Source organism: Kitasatospora sp. NPDC042419 (genome assembly GCF_056437345.1).
Map to the genome: position 1 here is coordinate 38,792 of NZ_JBWKAW010000004.1, position 20,501 is coordinate 59,292.

Annotated in this window: 20 protein-coding genes; 9 read left to right on the top strand and 11 right to left on the bottom strand. The window is 76.2% G+C overall.

The annotated features are described in order from the left end of the window. Window positions 1-152: 152 nt before the first annotated feature. Window positions 153-1,316 carry an FAD-dependent oxidoreductase gene (locus AC067J_RS10040; protein WP_478297447.1) on the bottom strand — a complete coding sequence of 388 codons (1,164 nt, stop codon included), beginning with the start codon at window positions 1,314-1,316 and terminating at the stop codon, window positions 153-155. A 238-nt stretch (window positions 1,317-1,554) separates the two neighbouring features. Between AC067J_RS10040 and AC067J_RS10045 the strand changes: the two genes are divergently transcribed. From AC067J_RS10045 to AC067J_RS10060, 4 genes are all read left to right on the top strand, one after another. Then, entirely contained in the window at window positions 1,555-2,292 is a 738-nt protein-coding gene (locus tag AC067J_RS10045) for a hypothetical protein (protein ID WP_478297449.1), read from the top strand. Between the two features lie 421 nt (window positions 2,293-2,713). Next, window positions 2,714-2,929, top strand: a complete 216-nt coding sequence (locus tag AC067J_RS10050; protein ID WP_478297451.1) for a hypothetical protein — start codon at window positions 2,714-2,716, stop codon at window positions 2,927-2,929. Beyond that, window positions 2,929-3,558: a restriction endonuclease gene (locus AC067J_RS10055; protein ID WP_478297453.1), complete on the top strand. Its 630-nt coding sequence runs from the start codon at window positions 2,929-2,931 to the stop codon at window positions 3,556-3,558. The genes AC067J_RS10050 and AC067J_RS10055 overlap by 1 nt, the downstream gene beginning before the upstream one ends. Window positions 3,559-3,747: 189 nt before the next feature. Beyond that, entirely contained in the window at window positions 3,748-4,191 is a 444-nt protein-coding gene (locus AC067J_RS10060) for an SRPBCC family protein (RefSeq protein ID WP_478297455.1), read from the top strand. An 88-nt stretch (window positions 4,192-4,279) separates the two neighbouring features. Here AC067J_RS10060 and AC067J_RS10065 read toward each other — a convergent pair whose 3' ends face one another. Next, entirely contained in the window at window positions 4,280-5,704 is a 1,425-nt protein-coding gene (locus AC067J_RS10065) for a helix-turn-helix transcriptional regulator (RefSeq protein ID WP_478297457.1), read from the bottom strand. A 212-nt stretch (window positions 5,705-5,916) separates the two neighbouring features. Between AC067J_RS10065 and AC067J_RS10070 the strand changes: the two genes are divergently transcribed. After that, window positions 5,917-6,873: a quinone oxidoreductase family protein gene (locus tag AC067J_RS10070; RefSeq protein ID WP_478297459.1), complete on the top strand. Its 957-nt coding sequence runs from the start codon at window positions 5,917-5,919 to the stop codon at window positions 6,871-6,873. Between the two features lie 188 nt (window positions 6,874-7,061). Further along, window positions 7,062-7,835, top strand: a complete 774-nt coding sequence (locus AC067J_RS10075; protein ID WP_478297461.1) for an SDR family NAD(P)-dependent oxidoreductase — start codon at window positions 7,062-7,064, stop codon at window positions 7,833-7,835. A gap of 3 nt (window positions 7,836-7,838) precedes the next feature. Here the strand turns inward: AC067J_RS10075 and AC067J_RS10080 are convergent, their stop codons facing one another. Beyond that, entirely contained in the window at window positions 7,839-8,762 is a 924-nt protein-coding gene (locus AC067J_RS10080; RefSeq protein ID WP_478297463.1) for an imine reductase family protein, read from the bottom strand. Window positions 8,763-8,904: 142 nt separating this feature from the next. On the opposite strand from AC067J_RS10080, the gene AC067J_RS10085 reads away from it, so the two are divergent. Then, entirely contained in the window at window positions 8,905-9,324 is a 420-nt protein-coding gene (locus tag AC067J_RS10085; RefSeq protein ID WP_478297465.1) for a MerR family transcriptional regulator, read from the top strand. Here AC067J_RS10085 and AC067J_RS10090 read toward each other — a convergent pair. From AC067J_RS10090 to AC067J_RS10105, 4 genes are all read right to left on the bottom strand, one after another. Further along, window positions 9,269-9,949, bottom strand: a complete 681-nt coding sequence (locus tag AC067J_RS10090; RefSeq protein ID WP_478297467.1) for an ABC transporter ATP-binding protein — start codon at window positions 9,947-9,949, stop codon at window positions 9,269-9,271. The two genes, AC067J_RS10085 and AC067J_RS10090, sit on opposite strands and share 56 nt — an antisense overlap. A gap of 132 nt (window positions 9,950-10,081) precedes the next feature. Continuing rightward, on the bottom strand, window positions 10,082-10,855 hold the full coding sequence (locus AC067J_RS10095; protein ID WP_478297469.1) for an ABC transporter ATP-binding protein: 774 nt from the start codon (window positions 10,853-10,855) through the stop codon (window positions 10,082-10,084). Further along, window positions 10,852-13,086, bottom strand: coding sequence for a branched-chain amino acid ABC transporter permease (locus tag AC067J_RS10100; protein WP_478297471.1), 2,235 nt, complete (start codon window positions 13,084-13,086; stop codon window positions 10,852-10,854). The genes AC067J_RS10095 and AC067J_RS10100 overlap by 4 nt, the downstream gene beginning before the upstream one ends. A 14-nt stretch (window positions 13,087-13,100) precedes the next feature. Then, on the bottom strand, window positions 13,101-13,886 hold the full coding sequence (locus tag AC067J_RS10105) for a hypothetical protein (protein WP_478297473.1): 786 nt from the start codon (window positions 13,884-13,886) through the stop codon (window positions 13,101-13,103). Between the two features lie 193 nt (window positions 13,887-14,079). Between AC067J_RS10105 and AC067J_RS10110 the strand changes: the two genes are divergently transcribed. Both AC067J_RS10110 and AC067J_RS10115 read left to right on the top strand, forming a co-directional pair. Then, on the top strand, window positions 14,080-14,688 hold the full coding sequence (locus tag AC067J_RS10110; protein WP_478297475.1) for an MTB12 C-terminal domain-containing protein: 609 nt from the start codon (window positions 14,080-14,082) through the stop codon (window positions 14,686-14,688). Continuing rightward, window positions 14,679-16,193, top strand: coding sequence for an ABC transporter substrate-binding protein (locus AC067J_RS10115; protein WP_478297477.1), 1,515 nt, complete (start codon window positions 14,679-14,681; stop codon window positions 16,191-16,193). Before AC067J_RS10110 ends, AC067J_RS10115 begins: the two co-directional genes overlap by 10 nt. A 68-nt stretch (window positions 16,194-16,261) precedes the next feature. Here AC067J_RS10115 and AC067J_RS10120 read toward each other — a convergent pair whose 3' ends face one another. The 4 genes from AC067J_RS10120 to AC067J_RS10135 form a co-directional block, all read right to left on the bottom strand. Then, a complete protein-coding gene (locus AC067J_RS10120) occupies window positions 16,262-17,416 on the bottom strand; it encodes a PP2C family protein-serine/threonine phosphatase (protein ID WP_478297478.1) in 1,155 nt (384 codons plus the stop codon). 117 nt (window positions 17,417-17,533) lie between these two features. Next, on the bottom strand, window positions 17,534-17,956 hold the full coding sequence (locus AC067J_RS10125) for a MarR family winged helix-turn-helix transcriptional regulator (RefSeq protein ID WP_478297480.1): 423 nt from the start codon (window positions 17,954-17,956) through the stop codon (window positions 17,534-17,536). Between the two features lie 40 nt (window positions 17,957-17,996). Further along, window positions 17,997-19,223, bottom strand: a complete 1,227-nt coding sequence (locus tag AC067J_RS10130; RefSeq protein WP_478297482.1) for a M48 family metalloprotease — start codon at window positions 19,221-19,223, stop codon at window positions 17,997-17,999. 149 nt (window positions 19,224-19,372) lie between these two features. After that, on the bottom strand, window positions 19,373-20,158 hold the full coding sequence (locus AC067J_RS10135) for a universal stress protein (RefSeq protein WP_478297484.1): 786 nt from the start codon (window positions 20,156-20,158) through the stop codon (window positions 19,373-19,375). Window positions 20,159-20,501: the final 343 nt, after the last annotated feature.

The window sequence follows — 20,501 nt, forward strand, 5'->3', positions numbered from 1 at the left end:
GCCTGCCGTGGGCGGTTCTGTGCGGCGGTTCTGTGCGGCGCCCTCCTCAGCTGCCCTCCTCGACGACCTCCCCGGCGGCTTCCCCGGGAACCCTCCCGGCGACTCTCCGACGGCCTCCCCGGCGGCTTCCCGGGGCCTTCCCCGGCGTTCTCCTAGCGGGCGACCCGGCTCACCGCCGGCCGCTGCGCCACGGCCAGCGACACCGCCTCCAGCGCGCTGGTGAACGACACCTCGCTCAGCACCCCCGGCGCCGCCACCTGGTCGCCGACCAGGTACACGCCGTCGCCCCGGTCGACCGCCGGACGGTCGCGCCAGGTGGTGCCCGGGAGGTCCACCGCGCCGGTCCGGCCGGCGGCCACCGCCGTGCGCCGCCACACCACGCGCTCGCGCCAGCCCGGGAAGCCCAGGTCCAGCAGCCGCTCGGCCCGGGCGATCCCGTCCTCCCTCCGCTCCTTCGGGGCGAGCGGGAGCTGAGCCTGGATCAGCTGCTCCCCGTCGGGCGCCAGGCTCACGTCCTGCGCGGTGAACCGCTCCACCCACCCCGGGCCGTCGAGGTCCGAGACGAAGAACGCGTCACCGCGCCGCGACCGGACGGCCAGGTCGAACAGCAGCGTGCGGCCGCTCGCCCACACCAGGCCCTCGTCCCCGAGCAGCCGCCGCGCCGCGTCCAGCGAGGTCGCCACGACCACCGGCCCGCCGCTCCGCGGCAGTTCGTCGACCCGCGCGCCCGTCTCGATCCGCACACCGAGCTCCCGCGCCCGCTCCGCCATCCGGTCGACCACCGACTGCCAGCCGCCCACCGGGTACTGCGCCTCGGGAGGGAAGCTCGCGGACCGGCGCAGCCGCTCCTGGACGAACGCGGCCGACAGCAGCCCGGGGTCGTGGTGGAACGTCGAGACGGCCACGAAGTTCGCCGCCTCCCGGGCGGTCCGCTCGCCGGCCACCTCGCTCGCCCAGCCCAGGAAGGTCCGGCCCACCGGGGCGCCGCGCCGCTGCGCCAGCCGCACGACCCCGAGCGGCGGCAGCCGGAGCAGCCGGCCCTCCCGGTGGTAGCGGGTCCGCAGCGCCTCGGCCACCGGGATCCGCGCCAGCGGCCCGACCAGCCCGCGCTGCCGCAGCCACGCCCAGTGCGGCCCGCGCCGGTAGAACGCGTGCGGGCCCTCGTTGGTCCGGTACGGCGCCTCCGCGGTCCGGGCCCGCCCGCCGAGCCGCCCGTGCGCCTCGTACAGGGTGACCGCCGCCCCCGCCTCGGCCGCCGAGACCGCCGCCGTCAGCCCGCCGAAACCGCCGCCGATGACGGTGATGTGCTGCGCCATGTCCTCGCCCCTCCAGGTGCCGGGCCGCCGCTTCCGGCCGCCGTCGGCAAGAGGACGGAGCAGCCCGCCGGAATGTGACAGCCGTCCGCACGGGACGTCTGGTCCGCCGACTTCCGGGTTCCGGGTTCCGGCCTCCGGGTTCCGGGTTCCGGCCTCGGACTTCCGGCCTCCGGGTCACGGGTTCCCGCCCCGGGCCTCGTCCGGCCTGGCCCTTCCCGGCGCTGCCTAGACTTCCGGCATGCCCGCCCTGCTGCCCCACGTCCCCCGGCTCCCCGGACCGTTCGTGCCCGCCGAACCGTCGGTGACCACACCGCTCGGCGTGCTCGCCCTGCGCGCGGAGCTCGGTGGCAGGCCCGTCCCGCCGAGGCCGACGCGGCTCCACCGGCTCCCGGCCGGCGGGCTGCTGTACCGGTGGGAGCAGCCGGGCGCCGACCTGGAACTGCTGCTCTGCCCGGTCCGGACGCCGGCCTCCGAGGTCTCCCTCGCGGTCGACAACGGCTGGGGCGCGGTCTGGAGCCTCGACGCCCGCACGGCGCTCGACCGCGTCCGGCTGACCGCGTCCTTCCGCGCCGTGCCGGCCGACGTCGAGAGCGGCTACGACGGCGGCGAGTGCCTCGCCGCCGTCGAGCTCCGGAACCCCGGCACCGTCCTCCATCTCGGCGGCTCCGACGAGGAGGAGATCTGCGGCCGCGCCGCGTCCGGCTCCGGCTTCCCGCGCGCCTGGGCGGCTCGACTGGACGAGGTGTACGCCCGCCGTCCCCGCCCCGACTGGGGTGTCGAGTACCTCGACGACCACCGGGGCCTGCGCTGGACCCTCCCGCCCCTCGCCACCGGGGACCACGTCCTCCTCCACGCCGCCGTCGGCTGGCGCACCCCGCGACCGGACGACGCCGAGGACGACATGAGCACCTGGTGGGCCGTCCTCACCGATCCCGAGCACATCCTGGCCGCCGCCGAGGAGGGCACGGTGGCCTGAGGGGCTGCGAGAGGGGGCTGTGGGAGGGGCTGTGGGAGGGGCGCGACCTCGGCGCGGGCGGCGCGTGTCCGCCGGAAGACGGCGCACACCGCCCGTCCGCACGCCGGGTGGATCCTGCCAAGCTGCTCCCGCCCGCCGTTCGTGCACGTCACCGCAGGTCGGCCGCGACGGCACTGCCCGGTTCCCGCGCCCGGTTCCCGCGCCGCGCAGCACGCCGGCCCCGCGCCCGGGGCGACGGTCCAGGCCGGACGGCGGGCGCACGCCACCGGGGCACCGGCGCACACCTCCGGCGCACCTGGCCGGTTCCGGACCACCCGGTGGTCCGTGTACCGAATACCGCCCGTCCGCTGTCGGTCGCCGCTGCTACACCGAGGGGCGAGCCGGGGCGCACAGGGCGTCGACGGCCCGATCGGGAGGCAATGTGGCGAGCAACGACGACCGGGGACCCGTCCGGGTGCGGGCGCACTACCGGCGCCGCCCCGCGTCCGGCGGTGGCGGTGGGAAGAGGGCCGGCGGGTGGGTGATCGCGGGCGCGTTCGCGGTGTTCTACCTCTACGGGCACTTCGTCGGCTTCTCCGACGAGGCCGCCGCGCCGCCGCCGCAGGCTCCCACCCCGGCCACCGCCGGGACGCCGTGATGGCGGCCCGGTTCCGGCGGCCGCGCGGACCGGTCGAGCAGCTGGCGGCGGCGCTCGTCGGCGTCGCCGTGGCGGTGGCGGTACTCGCCGCGGCCCAGGCGCTGCTGCGGTCCTGGATCTTCCTGGCCGCCGTCGCGGCACTCGCGCTGGCGGGCGCGGCCTTCCGCCCGATGCTGGACCGCACCCGCACCGAACGGCTCGCCGGCCTGCGGCTGAGCCTCGCCGAGGTGGACGCGATGGGCGACCAGGCCTTCGAGTACGCGCTGCGCGACCTGCTGGTCCGGGACGGCTGGACGGCCGACAAGGTCGGCCGGCAGGGCGACCGGGCGGCCGACGTGATCGGCCTGCACCCCAGGCACGGCCGGATCGTCCTCCAGGCCAAGCACACCGCCGTCGGCGCCAAGGTCGGCGTCCACGTCATGTACGAGGTCAAGGGCACGGCCGGTCCGGTGCACGGCGCGGACGTCGCCGTGGTCGTGACCAACGGCGGCCTCACCCGCGACGCGATGGCCTGGGGGGACGAGTACGGGATCCACTGGATCGACCGCGCCCGCCTGGAGAGCTGGGCCGCCCGAGGCCTGGCCCTGCACCACCTCCTGGCCCTGCCCCGCCGGAGGCTCGGCCGGTAGGGGGTCTACGGGGCACGGGGGCGCGGACGCGCGGGGTGCGGGGTGCGGGGTGCGGGGCTTCGGCGGATTCCGCCGGGCGGCCGCCCGGGAGGCGGGGCGGCCGCCTCTCTGAAATCCTGGCCGTGCAGTGCCACAGCGTCACGGCGCCACGGTGTCACGGCGCCCGACCGCACCCCGTGAGGAGTCGGCATGTCCGGAATGTTCGATGCGAGCGTCGAGGTCGACCGCCCGGTGGAGCAGGTCTTCGCCTACCTGGCCGACGGCCGCAACGACCCGGACTTCAGCCCCCGGGTCCAGTCGATCGAGAAGACCCCGGACGGTCCGACCGCCGTCGGAACGGTCTTCCGCAGCACGGTGAAGGACGCCGGGATGAAGACCTCCCGGGAGTTCCGCATCACCGCGCTGGACGCCCCGCGCACCGTCCGCTGGACCGAGCAGAGCAAGAACCTGATCACCGCCGAGGGCGGCTACGACCTCGAACCGCTCCCGGGCGGCGGTACCCGGGTCCGGATCTTCAACGTCCTGGAGGGCCACGGTATCGGCAAGCTCCTCGTGTCCCCGGCGCTCCGGGCGGCCCGCAAGGACGCCCCCGACTTCGGCCGCCGGATCAAGGCCGCCGTCGAGAGGTCGTGACCCCGCCCGGTCGGCCCACCGCCCACGGCCCCGTCCCGTCGTCGCCACCGCGTCCGCGTCCGCCGGCCGGGGCAGGACGCCGCGTGGGTCAGGACGCCGCGTAGAGGGACGGCGGCGTCGCGGGCAGGCCCGCCCGGTGGGCGAGGGCGGCGGCCTCGCCGCGGGAGGTGACGCCCAACTTGGCCAGGATGTTGGCCACATGGAACTTCACCGTCGACTCGCTGATGTGCAGGGCCTGCGCGATCTCCCGGTTGCGGCGCCCCTGGGCGAGCTGGTCGAGGACCTCCAACTCCCGCGGCTGAAGGCCCTCCAGTGGATCCACCGAGGTGGCCGGCGCCGCTGCCACGTGGAGCGGCAGGTCGACGGTCACCGTGGTGCCCCAGCCGGGGACGGCGTCGACCGTCAGCCGGCCCGCCAGCGCGGCGATCCGGTCGGCGGTGCGGTGGACGGCGAGCGCGTCGGGGGTGAGCAGGCCCGGGCCGTCGTCCCGGACGACGGCGCGCAGCGTGCCGTCCACGAACTGCCAACTCACGTGCAGGCGGCCCAGTCCGTCCTGCTCCAGCATGGCCAGCACGGTGGAGCGGACGGCCGCCCGCGCGGTGTGCGCGGTGTCGGCGGGGACGGACCGGTCGCCGGCGGTCGGCGCCAGCAGGTCCAGGCGGACGGGGCTGTGCCGGAGCAAGGGCCTTAGCACGTCGGCGAGTCGGGCGAACGCGGTGGCCGCGGGCTCCTCGCTCAGCTCACGGTCGAGGTCGGCGGCGCCGCGCAGGTCGAGCAGGGCGGTGACGGCCAGCTCGGTGGCGTTCCGCCGGGCGGTGGCGTCGTCCAGGGCGGCGGAGCGCAGCGGCGCGAGGATCGCCGAGAGCGCGGAGGCGTGCGCGCCGCTCAGTTCGGCGATCGCGCGGGCCCGGGCGCCGGCCGAGGCGCGGGAGGCGGCGGCGTGCGCGGGGGCGGCGTCGATGGCCCGGTGGTGGGAGTGGGTGGTCACCAGCTCCCACAGTTGCTGGAGGAGGGCGAGCGGCAGGTCGGGCAGCGGAGCGAGCGGCCCGGTCGTCGCCCGCACCAGCACCAGCAGCGCGCCGTTGCTGCCGGCCGGTGCCGACGCCACCGCGACCGCCGGCCGGGCCCGTCCGGCGAGGACCGCCTCGCCCTGCCACGGCCGGCCGGGCGACACCGACTCGGCGAGCTGGGCGAGTTCCAGGCTGGTGATCCGGGCGGAGAGCTCCTCGGCGCCGAAGGCGCTCGCCGGGGAATAGGTGCAGACGCCGCTGAGCTGGGCGAGCGCGACGTGGGGGACGAGGTCGGCGAGCACTTCCGAGAGCCTCGTCATGATCGCCGGGCGGGGTGTGCGCAGCACCTCCACGACGCGGGCCAGCGCACCTTCGGGCCGGTCCCAGGCCGACGCGGCCGGCTCGCCTCCGCCACGGACCTGGTCCGCCGTGCGGGGCTGCTCCGCTCTGCGGGCATGCGCCGTCGTGCGGGCCCGGTCCGTCACACGTGCCTGTTCCACCATGCCGTCCAGCGTAGTCCGGGCCTGTCCGGCGTGGCCTGTCCGAACGGCCAGGCGGAACCGGCCGAACGGCGGGCCGGAGATCGCCACTGCGGGGACCAGGCTTGAACCGTCACCCCGGCGCCGATCCGGTCGTCGGGGCGGCGACACCTTCCGGCCGATCAGGCCATCCCCGGCCATCCCCGGCAGAGACAGAGCGAGAGAACGGGATCCCCATGACCGACGCCACCCCCGGCACCCTTCCGACCAAGGCCATCGGCTTCGCCGAGTACGGCGGCCTCGACGTGCTCGGCCCGATCGAGATCGAGCTGCCCGCGCCCGGCGCCGGCCAGGTGCGGGTCGCCGTCCGCGCCGCGGGCGTCAACCCGCTGGACCACAAGGTGCGTTCGGGTTCGATCACCGAGTTCTTCCCGGTCGTCTTCCCGGCCGTCACCGGCTACGAGGTGGCGGGCGTCGTGGAGGCGGTCGGCGAGGGCGTCACCGCGTGGCAGGTCGGGGACGAGGTGTTCGGCGCGGTCCACGGCGGCGGCTACGCGGAGCACGTCCTCGCGTCGGCGGACAAGCTGGCCCGCAAGCCCGCCGCACTGGGCTGGGAGCAGGCCGCGGCGATCCCGGTGGCCGCCGAGACCGCGTGGCGCTCGCTCGACCTGCTGAACCTCGAAGCCGGCCAGACCCTGCTGGTCCACGGCGCGGCGGGCGGGGTCGGCACGGTGCTGCTGCAGTTCGCCCGGCAGCGCGGGATCCGGGTGATCGGCACCGCGAGCGAGGCCAACCACCCGCACCTGCGCGAGCTGGGCGCCGTCCCGGTCGTCTACGGGGACGGCCTGGCCGAGCGGGTCCGGGCCGCCGCCCCGGAGGGCGTGGACCGGGTCCTGGACGTGGCCGGGCTCGGCGACGTCCTGCCGCTCTCCATCGAGCTGGCGGGGGGAGCGGAGAACGTGCTGACCATCGCCGACATCCAGGGATCCGCCGAGCACGGTGTGCGGTTCACCGGTGGCGCGGAGCCGGCCGACTACCAGGGGCCGGCCCTGGCGGGTGCGCTCGCCCTGCACGAGGAGTCCGGGCTGAACCTGCCGCTGCACCGGGTTTACCCGCTGGCGGAGGCGGTCGAGGCCCAGCGCGAGAGCGAGCGCGGTCACGTGCGCGGCAAGATCGTGCTCACCGTCGGCTGACCGCCGGGGTGGCTGACGCCAGGGTGGCTGACCGCTTGTTCGCCCGGAGGCCGTGCCCGGCGGCCCGGCCGTCCGGACGTCCGGACGGCCGGGCCGCCGGTGCGGGTGCTCCCGCAGGGGTGAACGCGCCGGGCGTTGCGTTGACGGGAGGCCGGGCTGCGGTGTCCGGCGCCGCTACAGTCCGGCCCATGACTGAGACGCGTGGACCCGGCGGCCGGCTGGCCGGGAAGTCGTGCGTGGTGACGGGCGCGGCCAACGGCATCGGCCGAGCCGTCGCCGAGCGCTTCGCCGAGGAGGGTGCGTCGGTCGTCGCGACCGACATCGACGCCGACGGCCTGCGGCGGCTGGCCGAACGGCTGCCGCAGGCCGTCACCACGGTGGTCGGCGACGTCTCCCGGGACGAGGACGCCCGCCGGATGGTCCGTGCCGCCGTCGAACGCCACGGCCGGCTCGACGTCCTGGTGGCCAACGCCGGAGTGATCCCGATGATGGAGATCACCGAGGCCGGCGCCGAGGACTGGGACCGGGTGATGGCCGTCGACGGCCGGGGCATGTTCCTCACCTGCAAGTACGCCGTCGAGGCGATGACCGCGGCGGCCGGCGGTGCCATCGTCTGCGTCTCCTCGATCTCCGGCGAGGCGGGGCAGCGGGGCCAAGCCGTCTACGGGCCCGCCAAGTTCGTCGCCTCCGGGCTCACCAAGCACCTCGCGGTGGAGTGGGCCGACCGGGGCATCCGGGTGAACGCGGTCGCGCCCGGCACGATCGCCACCGAACGGGTCGCCCGCCTGCGGCACGAACCCGGCGGCCCCGAGTACCTCGCCGCCATCGAACAGCTCCACCCCATGCGCCGCCTCGGCGTGCCCGGGGAGGTGGCCGCCGCCGTGCTCTTCCTCGCCTCCGACGAGGCCTCGTTCATCACCGGTGCCGTGCTCCCGGTGGACGGCGGCTACCTCGCCCAGTGACCGTCAGCCCGCCGCGGCGTCCGCAGGGGCAGGGGCAGGGGCAGGGGCAGGGGCGGGGGAAAGCGCAGGCGCGGAGGCCGCCGTCCCCGTGACGGCCTCCACCAGGGCGGAGACCCCGGCCTGTCCGTGCCCCGCCGCGACCGCGCGCCCGGTCAGGGCCAGGGCGGCGTCCAGCACGCCGGTGTCCAGACCCCGGGCGCGGGCGGTGTGGGCGACGTGCGCCAGGCCCGCGGCGGCGGAGGCCACGGTGCTCCGGTCGCCGAGGTGCCGGCCCTCGTCCACGGACCTCGCCCAATCGTCCAGCAGGGTCGGCAGCATCTGGGACAACCCCTGCGCGTACGGGGCGAGTTCGGCGGCGGCGATGCCCTCGGCCCGGGCCAGCGCGAAGGCGTGCAGACAGCCGTGCGCGGTGGTCCAGAACAGGTCGAGCAGGGCCGTGTCGTACGCGGCCGCCCGGCCGGGGTCGGCGCCCAGGTGGTTCACCGTCCCGGCGAGCGCGGCGAGTACGGGGCGGTGGGCGCGGAACACCTCCTCCTCGCCGCTGCACACGATCACCCCGGCCGGGCCGCCGATGGTCGAAACAGGGCTGAGGATCGCGGCGTTGAGGAGCCGCACCCCGCTCGCGGCGGCCCGGTCCGCGGTGGCGCGGGCCCGGTCCGGGCCGACCGAGGTGGCGTTGACCAGTGCCCGGCCGCGCAGTGCGGGCCCGGCCGCGTCGAGCACGGCCTGCACGGCGTCGTCGTCGCGGACGCAGAGCAGGGTGAGCGGACCGGCCGCGACGGCCTCGGCGGCGCTCGCGGCCGTCGTCGCGCCCCGTGCGGTGAGGTCGCCGGCCCGGCCGGGCGTGCGGTTCCACGCCGTCACCGGGTGGCCGGCCGCGAGCAGGGCACCGGCCAGCGCCCGACCCATCGGGCCGAGGCCGAGCACGGTAACAGGGCCGGGGGAAGGGCTGGTTGGGGGGGACGGTCGGGTACGACTGGTTCTCTGTCACGGCGGTTACGCTAGAGCTTCACGTCGACGTGAGAGTCAACCGTCGGGCCCGGCGCGGGGGACCAGGAGGTGGCAGGCGGTGCGGATCGGAGAACTGGCCCGGAGGACCGGGGTGAGCACCCGGGCGCTGCGCTACTACGAGGAACAGGGGCTGCTCACCCCCGAACGCCGCCCCAGCGGCTACCGCGAGTACGGCGAGCGGGACGTCCGCACCGTCCACGGCATCCGCACCCTGCTCGCGGCGGGCCTCAACTCCGCGGTGATCGGCGAGATCCTGCACGGCCTGCCGGCCCCGGGCGAACGGCGGCCCGGGCCGACCTGCCCCGAACTCCTCACCGGCCTGGCCCGGGAGCACGCCCGCATCACCGACACCATCCGTGAACTCGACGCCGCGCGGATCCTGTTGGACGAGATCATGGCGGCAGCGGCGCCCGGCGAACTGATCACCACCCCGCGTCCGGAACCGTTCTCAGCTCGGCGGGCTCCCCGGAGAAGCTGACCTCTCCCCGGTGCAGCACGTGCACGACGACTCCCGGCCGGTCCAGCGTGTGCGGCAGTGCCTGTGCGGTCACCACCACCGCCCGGCCCTCCTCGGCGGCGGTGGCCAGCAGGTGCGCGTACAGCCGGGCGGCCATCGCGGGAGCCAGGCCGCGGTCCGGCTCGTCGAGCAGGAGGAGCCGGGGTGACGCGCTCAGCGCCCGTGCCACGGCTACGAGTTGCTGCTGGCCGCCGGAGAGCTCGCCGGCCCGGCGGGGGAGCAGCCCGGACAGTTCGGGGAACAGGGCCGGCACCTCGCCGGTGGAGGTTCCGGCCCGGCCGAGCGCCAGGTGCTCGGCGACGGTGAGCGATCCGAACACCGCCCGCTCCGCGGGTACCAGCGCCAGCCCGAGCCGGGCCCGCCGGTGGACGCCGAGCCCGGTGACGTCCCGCCCCCGCCAGACGACCCGCCCGGCGGACAGCCGCACGACCCCGGCGAGCGCGTGCAGCGCGCTGGTCCGCCCGGCGCCGTTGCGCCCGAGCAGCACGGTGACCTGGCCGGGGGGAATCGCCAGGTCCACGCCGTGAAGGGCTTCCAGCGGTCCGTACTGCACGCGGGCCGAGAGGAGGGCGGCTTCGGCGGGCATGGGGTGCTCCGGGCGGTGGGGGAGTCGGGGGAGGAGGGGATCGGGGGAGGAGGGGGATCGGGAGCGGTCGGGGGAAGGGCTGGGAGTTGGAAATCCGTCAGCTGTCATCTGCCATCTGCCATCTGAAAGTTGTCAGCTGTCATTCCTCCCGCCACCCCATGCCCGGGCAACCCGGGGGTCGCCCAGGACCGCAGCCGTCGGGCCGGCCGTCACCACCCGGCCGTCCGCCATGGCGTAGACGGTGTCGGCGAGCTCGGCGACCAGGCCGGGGTCGTGCTCGACCAGCAGCAGCGCCATGCCCCGGTCGGCGAGGCCGCGCAGGACGGCGATGAGTCGTGCGGTCTGTGCGGTGTCCAGACCCGCTGCCGGTTCGTCCAGCAGCAGGACACGGGGTTCGCCGGCCAGTGCCCGGGCGAGTTCGACCAGGCGCAGCACGCCGGTCGGCTGTCCGCCGGCCGGTTCCGCCGCCACCTCGCGCAGGCCGAGCAGGCCCAGGGCCCGCTCCGTCCGCTCCGTGGTCAGCCGGGCCGTCCGTTCGGCTGTCGCACGGGAGTCGCGTCGGTGCGGGCCGGCGGGCTGCTCGGCGCCGACCCGGACGTTGTCCGCCACCGACAGGGTCGGGAAGACGGCGATCTGCTGGAAGGTGCGGGCCAGGCCCAGCCGTACCCGGCGGTGCACGGGGAGCCGGGTGACGTCGCGGCCGCCGAGGAGCACCCGGCCGGAGTCGGGTCGGACGGTGCCGGCGAGGCAGTCGAAGAGTGTGCTCTTGCCCGCGCCGTTCGGCCCGATCAGCGCCGTGACCCGGCCCGGTGGTGCGGCCAGGTCCACCCCGGCCACCGCCTCGATCCCCCCGTAGCGGCGGATCACCCCACGGGCCGTCAGCCGGGCCCGGGGAGGCCCGCTCATGAGCCCGCCTCCTCGGGCGTGGCGGCGGGCGCAGTGGCGGGCGAGGCGGTGGGCGTGGCGGCGGGTGCGGGTGTGGGTACGGGCGCAGCGGCGGGCGCGGGGCCGGCGGCTCGGCGCTTGGCGAGCCGCGCACGCACCCGCCGTCCCGCCGGCGTGAGCCGGCCGGGAGGCAACCCGGGGGCCACCGGCCCGCTCGGCCGCCCGGTTCCGGAGGGACGTGCGGCCCGCCACGACGCCGTCCCGGACGCGGTCCACCGGGCCGCCGTGCCCGCGAGGCCGCCCGGCAGCCGGCCGATCGCGGCGGCCAGCACGCCGACCGCGACCGCCGACACCCCCGCCACCGTCCCCGCGTCCAGGCCGATCAGCAGGGCTGCCGCCAGTACCGCCCCGAGCGCGCTGTCCGCACCCGCCACCACCACGGCCGCGAACCAGAGCAGCCCGCGCACCGGGTCGAACGAGGCCGCGTCGAACGCCCGCCCGGCCATCCCCATCAGCCCGCCGCCGAGCGCGGCCAGCGCCGCCCCCGCCACGAACGCGAACAGCTTCAGCCCCGCGACGTCGATCCCCGCCGCGGCCGCGCCCGGCTCGTGGTCGCGCAACGCGCTCAGCGCACGCCCGAGGCGCCCGCCGTGCAGGGCCTGCACCACCGCGAGCCCCACTCCCAGCAGCAGGAGTTCGGCGACGTAGAAGGCCCGGTCCCCGGACAGGAAAGCGGGTCGGTCGAGGGTCAGCCCCGTGGTCGCGTAGGGCTGCTGGAAGACGAACCGGCTCAGCGTCGTCCCGACCGCGAAGGTGACCAGCGCCAGCGCCAGCCCGCGCCGACGGATGGCCGGCCAGCCGGTCAGCAGCCCGAGCGGCGCGGTCGCGAGCACGGCGAGCAGCAGCGCGGGTACGGCGGGCAGCGCCGGCAACCCCGGGATCCGTCCGGACATCAGCAGCGCCGTGCCCAGCGACCCCAGGCCCGCGTACCCGGCCTGGCCGAGCGAGATCTGGCCGCCGTACCCGGTCACCACCACGATCGACAGCAGTACCAGCGCCAGTGCGGGCACCAGCAGCGCGCCGCGGAGGTCGTCCTCGCGGAAGCCGAGCGGCAGCAGGAGCAGCACCAGACAGACCGCCCGCGCCGCCCGCCCGCCCCCGGCACCCCCGGCCCCGGCACCCTTGGCCTTCACGCCGCGGCCCCCTGCCGGGACCCACGCCCCCGGTGGCAGCCCGGGACCGCTTCGGCCACCCGTGATCCGTGGCCCGGCCAACAGCGCGGCGACCAGCAGCGCCACCACGAACAGGTTCGCCTGCACCGCCTGGACCAGCGGCAGCAACTGCCCGGCCGGCCGCAGCCTGGTCATCTCGGCCTGCACGATGCCCAGGCCGAGCCCGGTCACCACCGCCACCGGGATGCTCCGCAGCCGCGCCGCCACCGCCACCGCCATCGTCTCCATCACCAGCAGCGGCAACCCGTACGGGTCCAGCAACAGGTACGGCGCGAGAGCCACCCCGACGAGTCCGGCCGTGAACGAGCCGAACGCCCAGCCGGCCGCCGACACGCGGTCGGCGTCGACCCCGGCCAGTTCGGCGAGCCGCCGGTCGTCCACCACCGCCCGTACGTGGAGGCCGAACGACGTGAACCGGGTGGTCGCGCCCACCGTCACGGTGAGGACCAGGATGGCGACCAGCTGCGCGACCGCGTCCGGCCGCAGCGTGTGCCCGCCGGGAAGCCCGATCGGGGTGCCGCCGAACGGGGACGGTGCCCCGGCCAGCGGCGCGGAGCCCCAGACCATCACCACCACCCCGATGAGCAGCACGAACACGCCGAGCCCGGCCACCATGGTCTCGGCCGGCCCGGCGCCGCGCCGTTGCAGCGGGCGGTAGACCAGCAGGTCCAGCAGGACCCCGAGGGCCGGCGCGACCAGCAGCAGGCAGCACGCCAGGGCCGGCCAGACCGGCCAGTGCCGCACCACGACGAGGTCGCGCACCAGGTAGGCGATGAGCATCGCCTGGGCGCCCTGGGCGAGGTTGAGCACACCGGTGGCGCGGTGGCAGACGACCAGGCCGATGCCGCTCAGCGCGGCGGCACTGCCGACGGTGAGGCCGGCGAGGGCCAGGTCGATCGTGAGGCCGGTCGGATCGGTCGGGCCGGTCGGGCCGGTCGACTCGGCGAGGTGGACGAGGTGGACGAGGTGGGTGCGGTCGAGGGCGTCGGTGACGGACGCGGGGAAGGCGGGGGTGAGCACCGGGGCAGCTCCCGTCAGCCGGTCGGCGGTGCAGGGGTATCCGGACGGGTGGGACCGCCCGAGGCGCCGGACTCGTGGGGGCTGTCGGGGCCGTCGGGGCCGGCGGACTCATCGGGCTCGTCGGTGGTGGCTACGGCGGGGGCAGTGGTGGCTCCGGCGGGGGCGGGCGGGTCGCAGAGGCGACAGGGGGTGAGGCCGCGGGCCCGGACGGCGGCCGCGTCGACGGGCGTGACGGCGGGTTTGCCGACGAGCAGCACGCAGTCCGGGCGGTGGTAGAGCGTTCCGGCGGGTACGGCCAGCAGGCGCCCGGTGGCACCCGGGCCCGGACCCGGACCCGGCCCCGGGCCCGGGCCCGCGGCCGGGGAGCCGGGGGTGCCGGCTTCGGCCCCCGCAGTCCGTGCGGCCCGTTCGGCCGGGGCGGGCTCGACCAGAAGGGTGTAGAGCTGCTCGATCCGGCGGTCCGTCTCCGTCCCCGCCACCGGTGGTCCGGAGCCCGAGCCGGCGCCGCCACCGGCATCGCCACCGTCCCCGCCCACGGGCGGCGCGGCGCCCGGCGGAGGTGGCGCTCCGGACCGCCCGGGCGAGCGCAGTGCGACCAGGACGACGCCCGCCACGATCAGCGCCGCACCGGGGATGGTCGCCGAGGCCAGGTACGGGATCTGCTGCTCGGCGAAGCTCTCGCCGGAGACCCCGTACCAGCCCAGCACGCAGAGCGCCGTTCCGACCACCGCGAGGACCCAGCCCGGCCACTCGCGGTTCTCCCGGGCGGTGCGCACCGCCCGGGACGCGGCGTCCGGCATGCCGAAGCCGTGACGGCCGGGCGGTGCTCCGTCCGTGACGGACCGGGCGTTTTGTTCCCCGGATTGCGATTCGTCCATGGATCCGCCTTCATGGTGTCACTTGCGACGTTTCCAGGATCGGCCTGGAACAGCATCCGGAGACCGGCGGACCGACCCCAGCAGCGGACGCCGCCCGGCAGCCGAGAGGAACACCATGCACGTGTGGCAGAGCGGCACCCGTCGGGGCGGCGGCCCGGTCCTGCGGTCGGCGGGCATCCTGCTCGCGCTGCTGCTGGCCGGCACGGTCGCGGGGTGCAGCAGCAGTGATTCCGGGTCCGGGAGCACCTCGTCGCCGTCCGCCTCGGCCTCCGGTACGGCATCCGCCTCGGCGTCGCCGTCGGCTTCGGCCTCGGCGTCCGGGAGCGCGAGCGCCACCGCCGGCGGCACCGCGCCCGCCGACCCGGCGACGGCGACGAACGAGGTCACCGCCAACTGGCAGAAGTTCTTCGACCCCAGCACGCCGATCCCGGAGAAGGTCACGCTGCTCCAGAACGGTGACGTGCTGCTCCCCGTGCTGGAGGGCTTCTCGCAGGACCCGCGCCTCGGCCAGGTGCAGGCCAAGGTGACGAACGTGGCGTTCACCTCGCCGACCGAGGCCACCGTCACCTACGAGCTGTCGCTCCAGGGCAACGTGGTCGAGCCGGCCGCCACCGGCCAGGCCGTGCTGGACAACGGCACCTGGAAGGTCTCCCGCTCCACCATGTGCGGTCTGCTCGTCCAGGCCGCCGGCGCCGGCGGCAGCCCGATCCCCGGATGCAGCTGACCCCGGTCCCGCGGTCCCGGGCCGCCGACGGCTCCACCCGTCGGCGGCCCGCCCGCCGCCGACGCGCGCCGGCCGTCACGGCCCGGGCACCGGCCGTCGCCCCGACCCAGCCCCGGACCCCGACCCCGCCCCGGACCCTCGCCCTCGTGCTCGCCGTCGTCCTCGGCCTCATCCTGGCGACCGGCTGCGGCACCCGCCTGCCGGACCAGGCGTTCAGTGCGCGCCCCACCCCGGGCGGCGCATCCGGCGGTACGTCCGGCGGTACCTCCGGCACCTCCGGCACCGGCAATCCGGCCTCCGACACCGGTGTCACCCCGACCGAGATCCGGATCGGCATCGTCACCTCGCTCACCAGCCCGGTCGGCAGCGAGGTGTTCAGCGGACCGCGCTACGGCGCCCAGGCCTTCTTCCAGGACCTCAACGACCGCGGCGGCCTGCACGGCCGCACCGTCAAGCTCGTCACCTGCGACGACGGCGGCAGCGGCATCGGCAACCAGGACTGCGTCCACCGGCTGATCGACCAGTCCCACGTCTTCGCCTTCGTCTCCGGCAGCGTCCTCGACTACGCCGGGGCCCCGTACGTCAGCGGCAAGGGCGTGCCGGACGTCGGGGGCCAGCCGATCGGCACGGCGTACGAGCGCTGGCCGCACCTGTACGGGATCTACGGCAGCAGCGCGCCCCGCGACGGGAACGCCGTCGGCTGGAACGGCACGCTCTACCAGACCACCGAGGTGTTCCGCTTCTTCAAGGAGCGGCTGGGTGCGGACAGCGCCGCCGTGGTCGCCTACAACCAGGCCGACTCCGCCCGCTACGCCGCCCAGTTGCGGGCCGGCCTGGAGGCCGAGGGGTACCGGGTCCTCACCCAGACGGTGGACTTCGCGCTGCCCAACTTCCAGGCGGTGGCCGCCGCCGTCCGGGCCGACGGCTCGCAGCTGCTCTTCGACGCCATGGACAGCCGGGGCAACGCCGCACTCTGCCGGGCGCTCGACGAGGCGGGCACCCGCGTCACCGCCAAGGTGACCAACGTGCAGAACTGGTCGGAGAGCGTCCGCACCGACTACCGGGCCTCGCCCACCTGCCGGAACGTGCTCTGGGCGACCTCCTCCTCCCTGAACTACGAGGACGTGCGGTACCCGGCGGTGGCCGCGTTCCGGGCGGCGATGGCGCGCTACCTCCCCGACCGGGAGCCGCTGCTGTCGGCCTGGGAGCTGGAGGGCTGGGCGGGCGCCCAGTGGCTCACCGACGCCATGGACTCCTGCGGCGCCGACCTCACCCGCGTCTGCGTCGAACGGTTCATGAACCGCGCCGAGCCGTACGACGCGAACGGGCTGCTCCTGCCCGCCTCGTTCGTCCCGAAGCCCCCGCCGACCGGGCTCACCCGGGCCTGCCTGGACGCCGCCCGGTGGCAGGACTCCGCCGAGGACGGGCGTGGCGGCTGGGTCACCCAGGTGGAGTCGATGACCACCACCTGCTTCGAGGTGCCGCAGCTGCCGTACCGGCCGTGAGCGGCGCCCCGGCCGGGGCGCCTGTCGCCGCCCGCCTGCCGCCCGCCCGCCCGCCGCCCGCCCGGATCTCAGTCGACCCGCTCCACGACGACCATCGCCGCGTCGTCGTCCAGCCGGCCGCCGACGTGGGCGAGCAGGTCGTGGCGCAGGTGGTGCAGCAGGGCGGTCGGGCGGTCGGCGCACCGGTCCGTGACCCGTTCGGTGAGCGGGTAGAACCGACGCTCGGTGTCCCGGGCCTCGATCACGCCGTCGGTGTAGATCAGCAGCCGGTCGCCGGGCAGGAAGGGGAACTCCTCCACCTCGTACGGCGCCGGGGCCAGTTCGCCGAGCCCGAGCGGGGGCGCGGGGCGGCGGGAGTCCAGCGCGGTGACGCCGTCGGCGCGCAGCAGCAGTGGCGGCGGGTGGCCGCAGTCGACCAGGCGGACCACCCGGCCGTCGTCCGGGATCTCCAGGAGGACGGCCGTGATGAACGACTCGCCGCCGTCCTCCGGGGCCGGAGCCGGGGAGTGCTGCGCGGGCTGCTTCGGCGCGCGCTGCTGTTCCGCGAGCTGGGCGAGGTCCCAGGCGATGCTGCCGTCCAGGTAGCGGGCGAGTGCGGGCAGGTCGGCGTGCAGGTGCGCGGCGGCCCGGAAGGCGCCGAGCAGCAGCGCGGCGTCGCCGAGCGAGGAGAGGCCCTTGCCGCGCACGTCGCCGACCAGCAGCCGGGTGCCGGTGGCGGTGCGGGCCGCCGCGTACAGGTCGCCGCCGACCTGCGCCTCGGCCTCGGCCGCCAGGTAGACGGCGGCGAGGTGGAGCGGGCCGATCCGGTCGGGCAGCGGGCGCAGCAGGACGCGCTGGGCCGCCTCGGACACCGAGCGGACCTGGGCGAGCTCGCGTTCGTGCCGGTCGCGCAGCACGCGCAGGCCCACGATCAGGACCGAGACGGCGAGCAGCGCGCCGAGCTGGGTCTCGTGGTTCGTGGTGGTGACACCGTCGCGCAGGATGCCGATCACGGTCAGCGCGGCGAGCGAGAGCAGGGCGACGACGGCGGTGGCCCGGGCACCGGCGAAGGAGGCGGTGAGCGCGGGGGCGACGATCAGCAGCGGGCCGAGGTGGATCTCCGGCGGGGAGAGCACGTCGACCACGGTGATCAGCACGATCAGGGCGAGCGGCAGCGCCGTCAGCGCGCGGCGGTCGAGCCGCCACGGCCGGCGCCGTTCGCGGGGAAGCTGCCGGAGTGGCACCTCTCCTCTGTACACCGTCCGGGTGGTCCGCCGCACCCGGGGAGGTTCCGGTAGCCGGCCCGGCCCCCGCGCGGCGGCGAGCGGCCGGTCGACGGGGCGGCCTAGGGGAGGGGCCGGTCAGTCCTCGGCGCCGTAGCGGGCCAGGTAGTCGGAGAACCGTGCGACGTCCTCGTCCGACCAGCCGGTGAAGCGGGCGGAGAAGGAGATCCGCCGTTGCTCGTTGGCCTCGCGCAGCAGGGTCAGGCCGGCGTCGGTGGCACGCAGGATCTGGCCGCGCTGGTCCTCGGGGTCGGTCTCCCGGCGCAGCAGGCCGAGCTTCTCCAGGGCGGTGACCTGGCGGCTGACGGTCGACTTGTCGAGCATGAAGTACGCGGCGACGTCGGCGGCCCGGCAGCCGCCGCGCTCGGTGATCAGGTCCAGGATGCTGTAGGTGACCAGGGAGAGGTCCGGGTGCAGCTGCGAGGCCTTGTGGCGGGCGCGGCGGGCGAAGGCGGTCAGCTCGCGCTGGATGGTGTCGATCGACGTCTCGCGGTCGGGCATGGTGGACCTACCTCCTCGAACCTTCCCGGGTTTCGTTGCATTATACAACGAGTTTGGATGCGGTGCCGCGGGCCTGCCACGCCCGGGCGGCCGCGATCCGGCGGGTCGCGCTCGGGTGGGTGGCGAAGAGCAGCTCCAGCACCCGCGGCGGGTCGACGTCGGACACGTTGGTCAGTGCCAGTCTGCGCTGCATCGCGATGAACTGCTCGGCGTCCGATGTGAGTTCGAGGGCGTGCCGGTCGGCCCGGACCTCGACCCGACGGCTCACCGCGCACTGCACCGGGCCGGACGCCGCGCCGAGCAGTGCCGCGCACGCCGCCATCAACGGGAGCGAACGCGGATCGGCGGCGTCCGTCGCTCCGGCGGCCGACAGCAGCGGACCCCAGCCGACCGCCAGGCCCAGCAGTGCCACCACGACCGCCGCCCCCGCGGCTCCCAGCACGGTGCCGGTCAGGACGTCCCGGTGCTTCACGTGCCCCAGCTCGTGCGCCACCACCAGCTCCACCTCACGTGGTTCGGCGGTCGACAGCAGCGTGTCGTACGCGACGATCCGCCGCGTCGCACCGAGGCCCGAGACGTAGGCGTTCAGGGCCGTCGTCCGGCGCGACGCGTCCGCCACCAGGACGTCCCGCACCCGGACGCCGTCCCGCTCGGCGAGCGCCAGCAGCGCCTCGCGCAGCGGCCCGCCCTCCATCGGCGAGAACCGGTTGAACACCGGCTCGACGAGGAGGGGGTAGAGGAAGGAGAGCGCGGCCGTCAGCAGGGCGGCCGCACTCGCCGCCGGAATCCACCAGCGGTCCGGGGACCGGTCGGTGAGCGCGTACAAGCCGAACGCCACCGGCAGTGCCAGTGCGAGGGTGAGGGCCAGTCCGCGCAGTACGTCCACCGACCAGCCGGCCCAGCCCTGGGTCACCAGTCCGAACCGGGTCCGCACCGAGCGGACGCCCGCCCCGAACGGCAGCTGCGCCGCCTGGCCGAGGAGCACCAGGGCGCCCGCGCCGGCCAGCACCTCCGCCGTGCGGGAACCGCCGAACCAGCCGCCGACCGCCGTCACCAGCCCGGCTCCGGCCGGTGTCAGACCCAGCACGAGCGTCAGTGCCAGGCCCGCCAGCCGCCCGCCCAGCGCCCACGGGAGCTGGGCGCGGCGCAGGGCGCGCCCGCGGGCGCGCTGGGCGGGGGTGAAGTCGAGCTCGGGCGCGGTGGGTGCGGCGGTGGGGGCGGGGGTGGGTGCGGGGCCGCCCGGGGTCGGGCTGACAGAATCCGTCATCTGTTATCCGTCATCTGAAATCCGTCAGCTGTCATCTGCCAGCCGATATCTGTCAGTCGTCAGTCGTCAGTCGTCGTCGTCGGTTGTCGTCAGTCGTCGGGGCAGCGGTCCGGTCGTCCGTCGTCCGGCGCCGCCCGCGGATCAGCATGTCACTCCTCCGCCCGTCCCGTGGCGCCCTGGGTACCCGCGCGCAGCAACTGGTGGCCGAGGTCGACCAGTGCGCGGCCGACCGCGAACTCGTCGCCCACTTCCGGGGTCGGGGCGTCGCGCGGGTTGCGGCGGGCGAGAGCGTCACTGCGCAGCACGCGGCCGTCGGCGTCCAGGACGGCGTGCACCCGGGTGGTGTCGCGGTCCTCGGTCACGTGCAGGTTCAGCTGCCAGTCCTTGGTCCGGACGGCCGCCGCCCCGCCCGACGTGTCCGCCCCCGCCCCGGGCCCCGCCTCCGCGCCCGCGCCCGCCGCCCCGGCCGGCCGGGGCGGCGCCGTGGCGTGGCCGTCCGCCCGGACGATCACCACCGGGCAGGACCCGTGCACCGCGCACCGCGCGCTCACCGAGCCCAGCAGCGTCCGCGCGAACGTCCCGCGGCCGCGGCTGCCGAGCACCAGCAGGTCCGCACCCTCGGCCGCCTCCAGCAGTACCTCGGCCGCGTGCCCGAGCACGAGGCTCTCGTGGATCTCCACCGGCCGCTCGCGGCCGACCACGCCGTCCACCTCGTCCGTCAGGGTCCGCCGCGCCGCCTGCTCGAACCCGTCGTCCACCATCGGCGCGAACCAGCCGTACAGCGACGGGTACTCCCACGCGGCCACCGCCCGTACCACCGCCCCGGTCAGCACCGCCTGGCCGACAGCCCAGCGCAGTGCCGCCTTCGACGGCGCCGAACCGTCGATCCCGACCACGATCCGCCGCCGGGTGCCTGCCGCCTCCGCGCCGGCCATGGCGCACCACCTGCCCTTCCGAGTCCCCGGACGCCCGGTCGCTGCGCCCTCCCTGTCCCTCCCCGTCGCTCCGCCGCCCCTCCCCCTCCACGCTGCGCGCCGGGGCGGGCCCGACGCCAGGGACGCCGTGGCCGGATCGGGCGGACGGTTGGGACGGCAGGTCCTGGGTCCGGCGGGACGGGAAGCGCGGGTCCGCGAGGAAGGGGACGCCGTTCGGTTCGCACCTGCTACCACAGGAGGCGGTGCCGACCCGCATCCGCCGCGGCGTCCCGCCGCAGGAAGGTGCGGCGGAGGTCGCGGGGGAAGCCTCGGGGGAGGTCGCCGCGGGGGTCGCGGCGGGGGT

Coding starts and splice junctions, on each gene's coding strand:
- AC067J_RS10065 (WP_478297457.1), bottom strand. CDS start 5,704: ATGGTGGAACAGGCACGTGTGACGGACCGGGCCCGCACGACGGCGCAT.
- AC067J_RS10125 (WP_478297480.1), bottom strand. CDS start 17,956: ATGCCCGACCGCGAGACGTCGATCGACACCATCCAGCGCGAGCTGACC.
- AC067J_RS10070 (WP_478297459.1), top strand. CDS start 5,917: ATGACCGACGCCACCCCCGGCACCCTTCCGACCAAGGCCATCGGCTTC.
- AC067J_RS10090 (WP_478297467.1), bottom strand. CDS start 9,949: ATGCCCGCCGAAGCCGCCCTCCTCTCGGCCCGCGTGCAGTACGGACCG.
- AC067J_RS10075 (WP_478297461.1), top strand. CDS start 7,062: ATGACTGAGACGCGTGGACCCGGCGGCCGGCTGGCCGGGAAGTCGTGC.
- AC067J_RS10060 (WP_478297455.1), top strand. CDS start 3,748: ATGTCCGGAATGTTCGATGCGAGCGTCGAGGTCGACCGCCCGGTGGAG.
- AC067J_RS10130 (WP_478297482.1), bottom strand. CDS start 19,223: ATGACGGATTCTGTCAGCCCGACCCCGGGCGGCCCCGCACCCACCCCC.
- AC067J_RS10135 (WP_478297484.1), bottom strand. CDS start 20,158: ATGGCCGGCGCGGAGGCGGCAGGCACCCGGCGGCGGATCGTGGTCGGG.
- AC067J_RS10095 (WP_478297469.1), bottom strand. CDS start 10,855: ATGAGCGGGCCTCCCCGGGCCCGGCTGACGGCCCGTGGGGTGATCCGC.
- AC067J_RS10105 (WP_478297473.1), bottom strand. CDS start 13,886: ATGCCGGACGCCGCGTCCCGGGCGGTGCGCACCGCCCGGGAGAACCGC.
- AC067J_RS10115 (WP_478297477.1), top strand. CDS start 14,679: ATGCAGCTGACCCCGGTCCCGCGGTCCCGGGCCGCCGACGGCTCCACC.
- AC067J_RS10110 (WP_478297475.1), top strand. CDS start 14,080: ATGCACGTGTGGCAGAGCGGCACCCGTCGGGGCGGCGGCCCGGTCCTG.
- AC067J_RS10055 (WP_478297453.1), top strand. CDS start 2,929: ATGGCGGCCCGGTTCCGGCGGCCGCGCGGACCGGTCGAGCAGCTGGCG.
- AC067J_RS10040 (WP_478297447.1), bottom strand. CDS start 1,316: ATGGCGCAGCACATCACCGTCATCGGCGGCGGTTTCGGCGGGCTGACG.
- AC067J_RS10045 (WP_478297449.1), top strand. CDS start 1,555: ATGCCCGCCCTGCTGCCCCACGTCCCCCGGCTCCCCGGACCGTTCGTG.